General features: G+C 69.2%; 10 protein-coding genes. 5 read left to right on the forward strand and 5 right to left on the reverse strand.

The annotated features are described in order from the left end of the window. Positions 1-729 (reverse strand): FAD-dependent oxidoreductase (locus tag VNR91_RS00815; RefSeq protein ID WP_325488898.1); only part of this gene is annotated, 729 nt, incomplete at its 3' end. Positions 730-1,086: 357 nt separating this feature from the next. Next, positions 1,087-2,010, reverse strand: coding sequence for an ABC transporter ATP-binding protein (locus VNR91_RS00820; protein ID WP_325488899.1), 924 nt, complete (start codon positions 2,008-2,010; stop codon positions 1,087-1,089). A gap of 184 nt (positions 2,011-2,194) precedes the next feature. On the opposite strand from VNR91_RS00820, the gene VNR91_RS00825 reads away from it, so the two are divergent. The 5 genes from VNR91_RS00825 to VNR91_RS00845 all read left to right on the forward strand — a co-directional run bounded on the left by VNR91_RS00825 (position 2,195) and on the right by VNR91_RS00845 (position 5,908). Next, a complete protein-coding gene (locus VNR91_RS00825) occupies positions 2,195-2,425 on the forward strand; it encodes a zinc-finger domain-containing protein (protein WP_325488900.1) in 231 nt (76 codons plus the stop codon). A 19-nt stretch (positions 2,426-2,444) separates the two neighbouring features. Continuing rightward, positions 2,445-3,872 (forward strand): metalloprotease TldD, encoded by a 1,428-nt coding sequence (gene tldD / locus VNR91_RS00830; RefSeq protein ID WP_325488901.1) that lies wholly within the window; start codon positions 2,445-2,447, stop codon positions 3,870-3,872. A gap of 22 nt (positions 3,873-3,894) precedes the next feature. Beyond that, positions 3,895-4,104, forward strand: a complete 210-nt coding sequence (locus VNR91_RS00835; protein ID WP_325488902.1) for a putative signal transducing protein — start codon at positions 3,895-3,897, stop codon at positions 4,102-4,104. A 142-nt stretch (positions 4,105-4,246) separates the two neighbouring features. After that, positions 4,247-4,585 (forward strand): P-II family nitrogen regulator, encoded by a 339-nt coding sequence (locus tag VNR91_RS00840; protein WP_325488903.1) that lies wholly within the window; start codon positions 4,247-4,249, stop codon positions 4,583-4,585. A gap of 15 nt (positions 4,586-4,600) precedes the next feature. Continuing rightward, entirely contained in the window at positions 4,601-5,908 is a 1,308-nt protein-coding gene (locus VNR91_RS00845; protein WP_325488904.1) for an ammonium transporter, read from the forward strand. A 225-nt stretch (positions 5,909-6,133) separates the two neighbouring features. Here the strand turns inward: VNR91_RS00845 and VNR91_RS00850 are convergent, their stop codons facing one another. From VNR91_RS00850 to VNR91_RS00860, 3 genes are all read right to left on the reverse strand, one after another. Next, complete coding sequence (locus VNR91_RS00850) at positions 6,134-7,723, reverse strand: GMC family oxidoreductase (RefSeq protein WP_325488905.1); 1,590 nt, start codon at positions 7,721-7,723, stop codon at positions 6,134-6,136. Next, positions 7,657-8,562, reverse strand: coding sequence for a sterol desaturase family protein (locus tag VNR91_RS00855; protein ID WP_414712356.1), 906 nt, complete (start codon positions 8,560-8,562; stop codon positions 7,657-7,659). The genes VNR91_RS00850 and VNR91_RS00855 overlap by 67 nt, the downstream gene beginning before the upstream one ends. Before the next feature lie 184 nt (positions 8,563-8,746). After that, on the reverse strand, positions 8,747-9,038 hold a 292-nt coding region (locus VNR91_RS00860), incomplete at its 5' end, for a hypothetical protein (RefSeq protein ID WP_325488907.1).

Consider the following 9,038-nt stretch of genomic DNA (forward strand, 5'->3'; position numbering starts at 1 on the left):
CTCCAGATGATAGAGGCAGGTCGGGTGGAACTGCATCATCTCCATGTTGGAGACGCGCGCGCCGGCGCGCCACGCCATCGCGATGCCGTCGCCCGTCGCGCCGCGCGGGGCGGTGGAGAACAGGTAGGTGCGTCCCGCCCCGCCGGTCGCCAGCACCGTCGCGTTGGCGGTGAACAGCGCGACATGCCCGGTCGCCCGGCTGACCGCGTAGACGCCCCAGACGTGCCCCGCCCCGGAATAGCGCAGTTCGTGCCGGCTGGTCGCCAGGTCGATCGCCACCATGTCGGGCACCAGCGTGATGTTGGGATGCGCGCGCGCGGCGTTGAGCAGCGCCTCCTGCACCGCCCAGCCGGTGGCGTCGTCGACATGGACGATGCGGCGATGCGAGTGGCCACCCTCACGCGTCAGGTGGAGCGTGTCGCCCTCATGGTTGAACGGCACGCCAAGCTGTTCGAGCCGCGCGATCGCGCCGGGGGCGTGCTCGACCACCATCTCGACGATCGCGCGGTCGTTGAGGCCGGCGCCGGCGATCATCGTATCCTCGATATGGCTTTCGAAGGTGTCGCCGGGTTCGAGTACCGCCGCGATCCCGCCCTGCGCCCACGCGGTCGACCCCTCGTCGAGCCCGCCCTTGGCCAGCACCGTCACCTTGAACCGATCGGCGAGATTGAGCGCGGCGGTAAGCCCGGCGGCGCCGGAACCGACGATCAGGACGTCGGCGCGGGTCATGCGCGCGCTCCGAAGGTCACACCAAGGTCACAGCTGACGCCCTCCTCGGCGAGCGGAAATCGACCGAACGGAAAGGCTCCGGGCGTGCGGACGGCCGGGCCGTCCGCGACGATCAAGGCGGGAGAATCACGCATCCCCGCCTCTGTGGCACAGAAGGCGGCGTGTAGGACAGGGGCCGTCGTTCCCGCCCCAGGACGGATCGCGATTAAAGCGGTGGCTGTCCTCATACGTCATCCCGGACTTGATCCGGGATCCGGAGCGACAAGCGGTGTTTCCAGCGGCCTGGATCCCGAATCACGTCCGGGATGACGCTAAAACGGGGTATGGCCCCCTGGAATCCGTGAATGTCGATCGACCCTAGCCATGCGCCGCGCGCGTCAGGCTGAGGAACACGTCCTCCAGATCCGGTTCCTTGGTCGACACGTCGACGATGCCGTAGCCGTCGGCGGTCACCGCCGCGAGCACCTGCCCGGCGTTGGCGACGTCCTTGCGATAGGTGATCGACAGCACTCGCGCGCCCTTCGCCTCGATCCGTTCGAAGCAGGTGGCCTGCGGCGGGACGGCGATGTCGCGGTCGACGGTGACCTCGACCAGCTTTTCCTGCGCGCGGCCGACCAGTTCGCGGGTCGGTTCGTTGGCGACCAGCCGGCCGTGGTTGATGATCGCGATGCGATCGCACAGCTCCTCGGCTTCCTCGAGATAGTGGGTGGTCAGCACCACCGTCACTCCGCCGGCGTTGAGTTCGCGGACATAGGCCCACAGCTGCTGGCGCAATTCGATGTCGACGCCGGCGGTCGGCTCGTCGAGCACCAGCACCGGCGGGCGGTGGACCAGCGCCTTGGCCACCATCAGCCGCCGCTTCATGCCGCCGGACAGCGTGCGGGCATAGGCGCCCGCCTTGTCCTCCAGATGGACCGCGCGCAGCAGCTCCATCGAGCGTCGATCGGCCTTGCGCACCCCGTACAGCCCGCCCTGGATCTCCAGCGTCTCGAACGGGGTGAAGAACGGGTCGAACAGGATTTCCTGGTTGACGATGCCGATCGACGCCTTGGCATTGCGCGGGTGGGCGTCGATGTCGAAGCCCCAGATGCTGGCAGCACCGGACGTCTTGTTGACCAGCCCGGCCAGGATGTTGATCAGCGTCGACTTGCCCGCGCCATTGGGGCCGAGCAGCCCGAAGATCTGCCCGCGCGGCACGTCGAAGCTGACGTCGTCGAGCGCGCGCTTGCCGCCCTGATAGGTCTTGCACAGCCCGGAAATGGCGATCGCGGCTTCGGTCATGGGGCTGGAATAGGGAGCGCGGGGGCCGTCGCCAACCCCTCTCCCCGCGGGAGAGGGGCGCGGGGTGAGGCTGGGTGTGATACGCTGTCCGAGCGCCCTCACCCTTCCGCGGCTGCGCCGCTCCCTCCCTCTCCCGATGGGAGAGGGAATTGTGCCGCGCCGCGCCGCTTGCTATCCGGCCCCCATGATCGCTCCGCCCGAAGTCATCCGAGTCACCAATCCCCGCGTCGCCTGTGACGGCGCCGGCGAGGGACTGCCCGCCGCGCTCGGCCATCCGCGCGTGTGGCTGCAGATCGACGAGCACGGCTATGTCGACTGCGGCTATTGCGACCGCCGCTTCGTGCTGTCGGGCGGACCCGCCGACGGGGTCGATCCGGCGACGCTGCCCGACATCGCGTCTGGCGCCAGCCTCTGACGCGCCTATATCGGAGCGCATGACCGTCGCTTCCGATCCGCGTTCCTTCCTCTACCGCGAGGGGCTGGACCCCGATGCCGCCCGCCGCCTGACTGCCGACGCGCTGGCGCAGGCCGAGGACGGCGAGCTGTATCTGCAATATCGCCGCGCGGAGGCGTTCGGTTTCGACGATGGCCGGCTGAAGACCGCGAGCTATGACACCCACGCCGGATTCGGCCTGCGCGCGGTGTCGGGCGAGACCACCGTCTTTGCCCATGCCAACGAACTGTCGGAGGCGGCGATCCGCCGCGCGGCGCAGACGATGGCGCTGATCGATCCCGCCGCCGGACCCAAGGCCGCGCCGCCACGCGCGACCAACCGGCACCTCTATACCGACGCCGACCCGCTCGACCTGATCCTGTTCGCCGACAAGGTGAACCTGTGCCAGACGATCGACGCCGCCGCGCGCGCGCGCGATCCGCGCGTGGCGCAGGTCTCGGTCTCGCTGATGGGATCGTGGAGCGTGGTGGAGATCGTCCGTCCCGACGGCTTCGTCGCCACCGACGTGCGCCCGCTGGTGCGGCTGAACGTCTCGATCGTCGCGGAGGCCAACGGGCGGCGCGAGAGCGGGACCTTCGGCACCGGCGGGCGCACCACCTATGACCGGCTGTTCGAGCCGGCGACGTGGAATCGGGCGATCGACGAGGCGCTGGCGCAGGCGCTGGTCAATCTGGAGGCGGTCGCCGCACCGGCGGGCGAGTTCACCGTGCTGCTCGGCCCCGGCTGGCCGGGCGTGCTGTTGCACGAAGCCGTCGGCCACGGGTTGGAGGGCGATTTCAACCGCAAGGGCACCAGCGCCTTTTCCGGCCGCATCGGCGAGCGGGTGGCGGCACCGGGGGTGACGGTGGTCGACGACGGATCGATCCACGATCGCCGCGGCTCGCTGAGCATCGACGACGAGGGCACGCCGACGCAGGAGAATGTGCTGATCGAGGACGGCATCCTGAAGGGCTATATCCAGGATCGGCTCAACGCGCGGCTGATGGGGGTCGAACCGACCGGCAACGGGCGGCGGGAGAGTTTCGCCCATGCGCCGATGCCGCGCATGACCAACACCTTCATGCGCGGCGGCGACGACGATCCCGCCGAATTGCTGTCGCGGGTCAGGAACGGCATCTTCGCCAAGAGCTTTGGCGGCGGATCGGTCGATATCGTGTCGGGCAAGTTCGTGTTCTCCTGCACCGAGGCGTACAGGATCGAGGACGGGCGGATCGGACAGCCGATCAAGGGGGCGACGCTGATCGGCGACGGCCCGACCGTGCTGACGCGCGTCGCCGGCATCGGCAACGACATGGCGCTGGACGAAGGCGTCGGCATGTGCGGCAAGGGCGGGCAGAGCGTGCCGGCCGGGGTCGGCCAGCCGACGCTGCTGGTCACTGGGCTGACCGTTGGCGGGACCGCGATGTGAGCGGGCGCGGCGCGAGCCGGCGATGAGCCTGGTCGAGCTCGGCCGCTACGATCGCAACCTCGCCAACATCCTGGTCGGGCGGCTGGAGGCGGAGGGGATCCTCGCCATCGCGTTCGACGGCGGCGCGTCGATCGCCGACGGCAGCTGGCTGCTGATCCCGGTGCGGGTGATGGTCGACGCGGACGACCTGGCCGCCGCGCGCGCGATCGCGGAGGGCGACGCTGCTGCCTGATTCTTGGGCAGCCCCCTTCGCATCTGCACAATTTTTTACCGCTTCTTGATCGTTTCGGTCGTTCCGAGGCGCGATTTCGCGCGATTCCGATCCTGGCACGCCCCTTGCGAGGTGTTTTGCTGCGACTGCGAAGGGGGCGCCAATGAAGCTGGTCATCGCGATCATCAAGCCGTTCAAACTCGACGACGTCCGTGAGGCTCTGACCGAAACGGGGATCGCCGGCATGACGGTGACGGAGGTGAAGGGGTTCGGCCGACAGAAAGGCCAGACGGAGATTTACCGCGGGGCGGAATACAGCACCAACATGGTGCCCAAGATCAAGATCGAGGTCGTCTGCGACTCCGGTCTCGCGCCGAAGGTGGTGGAGGCGATCCAGGCGTCCGCCAACACCGGTGCGATCGGCGACGGCAAGATCTTCGTGCTCGATGTCGGTCAGGCGGTGCGAATCCGCACCGGCGAAACCGACCAGACCGCGCTCTAGGGATTGGGGGACAGGATGAAGCACGCTTTCAAGTTTCTCGCCGTCGCCGGATCGGGCGCGGCACTGACGGCCGCCGCGCCGGCATGGGCGGCGGCGACCCCGCCCCCCAGCGTCAACAGCGGCGATGCCGCGTGGATGATGACGTCGACCGTGCTGGTCCTCGCCATGATCGTGCCCGGGCTGGCGCTGTTCTACGGCGGGCTGACCCGCGCGAAGAACATGCTGTCGACGATGACGCAGATCGGCGCGGTCGCCTGCCTGGCGATGCTGATCTGGGTGATGTGGGGCTATACCATGGCGTTCGGCGAGGGCGGCAGCGCCTATGTCGGCGGGTTCGGCAAGGCGTTCCTGGCCGGGGTGACCCCCGACAGCATTTCGGGGACGATCCCCGAATATGTCTTCGCCAGCTTCCAGATGACCTTTGCCGCGATCACCGTCGCGCTGGTGCTGGGATCGACGGTCGAGCGGCTGAAGTTCTCCGCCGCGATGGTCTTCGCCGCGGTGTGGCTGACGATCGTCTATTTCCCGATCGCGCACATGGTGTGGGCGAGCGACGGGCTGTTCTTTGGCATGGGCGCGCTCGATTTCGCCGGCGGCACGGTGGTGCACATCAACGCCGGCGTATCGGCGCTGGTCGCGTCGCTGATCCTCGGCAAGCGCATCGGCTATCCGACCGAGCGGATCGTGCCGCACTCGCTGACGCTGACCGGGGTCGGCACCGGGCTGCTGTGGGTCGGCTGGTTCGGGTTCAACGCCGGTTCGGCGCTGGGCGCCAACGGCGCGGCGGGGCTGGCGATGATCAACACCTTTGTCGCCACCGCGTCTGCCGGCCTGTTCTGGATGCTGGCGGAGCGGCTGAGCGGCCACAAGGGATCGGCGCTCGGCTTTTGCTCGGGCATCATCGCCGGGCTGGTCGCGATCACCCCGGCGGCGGGCAATGCGGGCCCGTTCGGCGCGATCGTGCTGGGCGCGGTGGCCAGCGTCATCTGCTTCTACGCGGTGACGGTGCTCAAGCCGAAGCTCGGCTATGACGACGCGCTCGACGCGTTCGGCATCCACGGCATCGGCGGCGTGGTCGGCGCGATCGGCACCGCGATCGTCTATGCGCCGTCGCTCGGCGGGCCGGGCAAGGCCGACTATGCGATGGGCGGCCAGCTGATCGTCCAGATCGAGGCGGTGGTCGCCACGATCGTGCTGGCGACGATCGGCACCGTCATCGCGGTCTATGTCGCCAAGCTGGTCACCGGCCTGCGGGTCAGCGCGGACGTCGAGCGCGAAGGCCTCGACCTCGGCGAGCATGGCGAACGCGCCTACAATTATTGACGGGGTTCCTCCTGCGGACGACTGGGCCGGTGGTTCGCCACCGGCCCCTTTTTTGTGCGGGCTGCGACCGCCCCCGCGCTATGGCGAGGTGACTTTCCCTGGATCGTCATTGCGAGGGGCGTGGCCCCGCGGCAATCCAGCGGTGGCACGGGTGGCTCTGGATTGCTTCGCCCGGCTTTGCCGAGCTCGCAATGACGACCTGGATAGAACCGATATCCTCCGACCCTAGGCGCCCAGATCGGCGCGGAGGAAGTCCGCGGCGCGTTCGCCGATCATGATCGAGGGCGCGTTGGTGTTGCCGCTGACCAGCCGGGGCATGACCGCGGCGTCGGCGACGTAGAGCCCGTCGACCCCGCGCACGCGCAGCCGGGGGTCGCACACCGCATCGTCGTCGCTGCCCATCCGCGCCGTGCCGACCGGATGATAGATGGTGTCGGAGCGCGCGCGGATCAGCCGTTCCAGCGCGTCGTCGTCGTCCGCGTCGACCGGATAGCGTTCGCGCCCGGCAAAGGCGGCCATCGGCGGCGCCTCCATGATGCGGTACATCAGCCGCACGCCCTTTTTGAGCAACGCCAGGTCGCGCGGATCATCGAGGAAGGCGGGGTCGATCAGCGGGGCGTCGGCGACGTCGCCGCTGGCCAGCGTCACGCTCCCCCGGCTCTCCGGCCGCAACACGCAGGCGTGGCAGCTATAGCCGTGGCCGGGCACGGCGGCGCGGCCGTGATCGTCGACCGGGGCGATCACGAAATGGAGCTGGATGTCGGGCGCGGGGGCATCGGGATCGAGCGTCAGGAACGCGCCGCTTTCGGCGAGCGGCGTCGTCATCGGCCCGCGCCGCCTGAGATGCCATCGCGCGATCGCGCCCAGCGCCGCCAGATTGCCCTTCAGCGATTTGCCGAGGAAGCCCGGCGCGGCGCTGTCATAGACCGCGGTGTAATCGAGATGGTCCTGAAGGTTGGCGCCCACGCCGGCGCGATCGATCCGCACGCCGATGCCGTGCCCGGCCAGATGCGCCGCCGGGCCGATGCCCGACAGCATCAGCAGTTGCGGCGTCGCGAAAACGCCGCCGGCCAGCACCACCGCCGCGCGCGCGCGGATCGTGCGCGTTTCCCCGCCGCGCCGATAGGCGACGCCCCACGCGCGGCCGTCCTCGAACAACACGCGTTCGGCCAGCGCGTCGGTGATGATCGCCAGATTGGGCCGGGCCTTTGCCTCGCCCAGATAGGCGCGCGCCGACGTCCAGCGCTCGCCGCGCTTCTGCGTGACCTGGAACATGCCGGCGCCGTCCTGCCGGGCGCCGTTGAAATCGTCGTTGCGCGGGATCTGCAACGCCGCCGCCGCATCGATGAAGGCGGCGTTGGCCGGGTGCGGATCGCACTGGTCGCTGACCCATAGCGGCCCGTTGGCGCCGTGCCAGACGTCGGCGCCGCGCACATTATGCTCGGCGCGGCGGAACACCGGCAGCACATCGGCATAGGACCAGCCGTGGCAGCCCAGCGCCGCCCAATTGTCATAGTCCCATGGATTGCCGCGGACGTAGAGCATCGCGTTGATCGCGCTCGATCCGCCCAGCCCGCGCCCGCGCGGCTGATAGCCGCGCCGGCCGTTGAGGCCCGGCTGCGGCACCGTTTCATAGCCCCAGTTGGTCTTTGGCGTCTGGCGCGCCAGCATCGCCGGCATCAGCGTGACCGCGCCGGTGTTGCGCCCGCCCGCCTCGATCACGGCGACGCGGTAGCGGTCGCCCTCGCTCAGCCGGCCGGCGACCGCCGCTCCGCCCGATCCACCCCCGATGACGACGATATCGGCTTCTTCCATGACCCCTCCTGTGTCCCCTCCTGTCGCCGCGCCATCCATGCGGCGCGGATCTTGTCCGACGTGTCCCGGCTGTCGTCGTGGCTCCACCCCGGCGGCGCGGTGATGTAGCGCAGCTTGTTGGCGAGTCCCGGCGCGCGCCACACGTCGCGCGCGATGCCGATCCATTCGTGGAACGCCGCCCACAGCAGGTTGAAGCTGCCGAGATCCTTGACGATGCCATAGCGCGGCACCTCGTCGTCGCGCTCCGGTTCGAACGTGCCGAACCACTTGTCCCACACGATGAACACGCCGGCATAGTTGCGGTCGAGGTAGCGCGCGTTGGTGGCGTGGTGGACGCGGTGGTGCGACGGGGTGTTCATCACCGCTTCGAACCAGCGCGGCATCCGGCCGATCACCTCGGTATGGATCCAGAACTGGTAGATCAGGTTGATCCCGGCGACGAAGAATACCATCGCCGGGGGAAAGCCGATCAGGAACAGCGGCAGCCGGAACGCGAAGCTGAGCGCGAAGAAGCCGGTCCAGGTCTGCCTGAGCGCGGTCGACAGATTATAGTGCTGGCTGGAATGGTGGACGACATGGCTCGCCCAGAACCAGCGGACGCGGTGCGCGGTGCGGTGGAACCAGTAATAGGCGAGGTCGTCGATCACGAAGGCGACGACGAACCAATACCATTGCCAGCCGATGTCGAAGAGCCGGAACTGGTAGAGCCACAGCGACAGCGCAAAGACCGCGCCGCCGGTCAACGCCCCAGCGACGGTGCTGCCGGTGCCGAGCAACAGCGAGGTGAGCGTATCGCGCGGTTCATAGCGGCGCCGGTCGCGCGCCCGGGCGACCAGCATCTCCGCCGCGACCAGCAGCACGAACGCGGGAACGGCCAGGGTGACGGGATCGGGAAGGTCGGGCACCCGGCGTCACTTACAACAGTGTCAGCGGCAACGCCATCGGGTTCGGAAACCGCGTGGGCTTTCGCCCGCAACTCAATCCGGCGCCAGTCGCAGCCGAGTGGCCGCAGGGCGCCGCGCGTCAATGCAGCGTGTGGACGGTCGCGGTCGGGCTCGCCTCCAGCGCGCGGATGTCGTCGGCGATCACCCCGGTCAGCGTGACCGGGCCGAACTGGCGCTCACCAGTGTCGACGGTGACGCCCTCGACCGCCTCGCGCAGGCGGAGCGGCGGGACCAGACGGCGCGCCGCCACCCGCGCGCCGTGGCGCTTGAGCACCGCCACCGTGCCGTTGCCGGCGACCAGCGCGGCGCGGCCGTCCTCGCTGACCAGCACGCGCCCGCCCTCGAACCCGGCGAGCAGCGCTTCGGCATGG

The sequence above is a fragment of the Sphingomonas sp. genome (assembly GCF_035555815.1).
Classification (GTDB): Bacteria; Pseudomonadota; Alphaproteobacteria; order Sphingomonadales; family Sphingomonadaceae; genus Sphingomonas.

Bases quoted from the DNA above. Each gene is read 5' to 3' on its own strand.
- VNR91_RS00845 (WP_325488904.1), top strand. From the start codon at position 4,601: ATGAAGCACGCTTTCAAGTTTCTCGCCGTCGCCGGATCGGGCGCGGCA.
- tldD (WP_325488901.1), top strand. From the start codon at position 2,445: ATGACCGTCGCTTCCGATCCGCGTTCCTTCCTCTACCGCGAGGGGCTG.
- VNR91_RS00855 (WP_414712356.1), bottom strand. From the start codon at position 8,562: ATGCTGGTCGCCCGGGCGCGCGACCGGCGCCGCTATGAACCGCGCGAT.
- VNR91_RS00850 (WP_325488905.1), bottom strand. From the start codon at position 7,723: ATGGAAGAAGCCGATATCGTCGTCATCGGGGGTGGATCGGGCGGAGCG.
- VNR91_RS00835 (WP_325488902.1), top strand. From the start codon at position 3,895: ATGAGCCTGGTCGAGCTCGGCCGCTACGATCGCAACCTCGCCAACATC.
- VNR91_RS00820 (WP_325488899.1), bottom strand. From the start codon at position 2,010: ATGACCGAAGCCGCGATCGCCATTTCCGGGCTGTGCAAGACCTATCAG.
- VNR91_RS00840 (WP_325488903.1), top strand. From the start codon at position 4,247: ATGAAGCTGGTCATCGCGATCATCAAGCCGTTCAAACTCGACGACGTC.
- VNR91_RS00825 (WP_325488900.1), top strand. From the start codon at position 2,195: ATGATCGCTCCGCCCGAAGTCATCCGAGTCACCAATCCCCGCGTCGCC.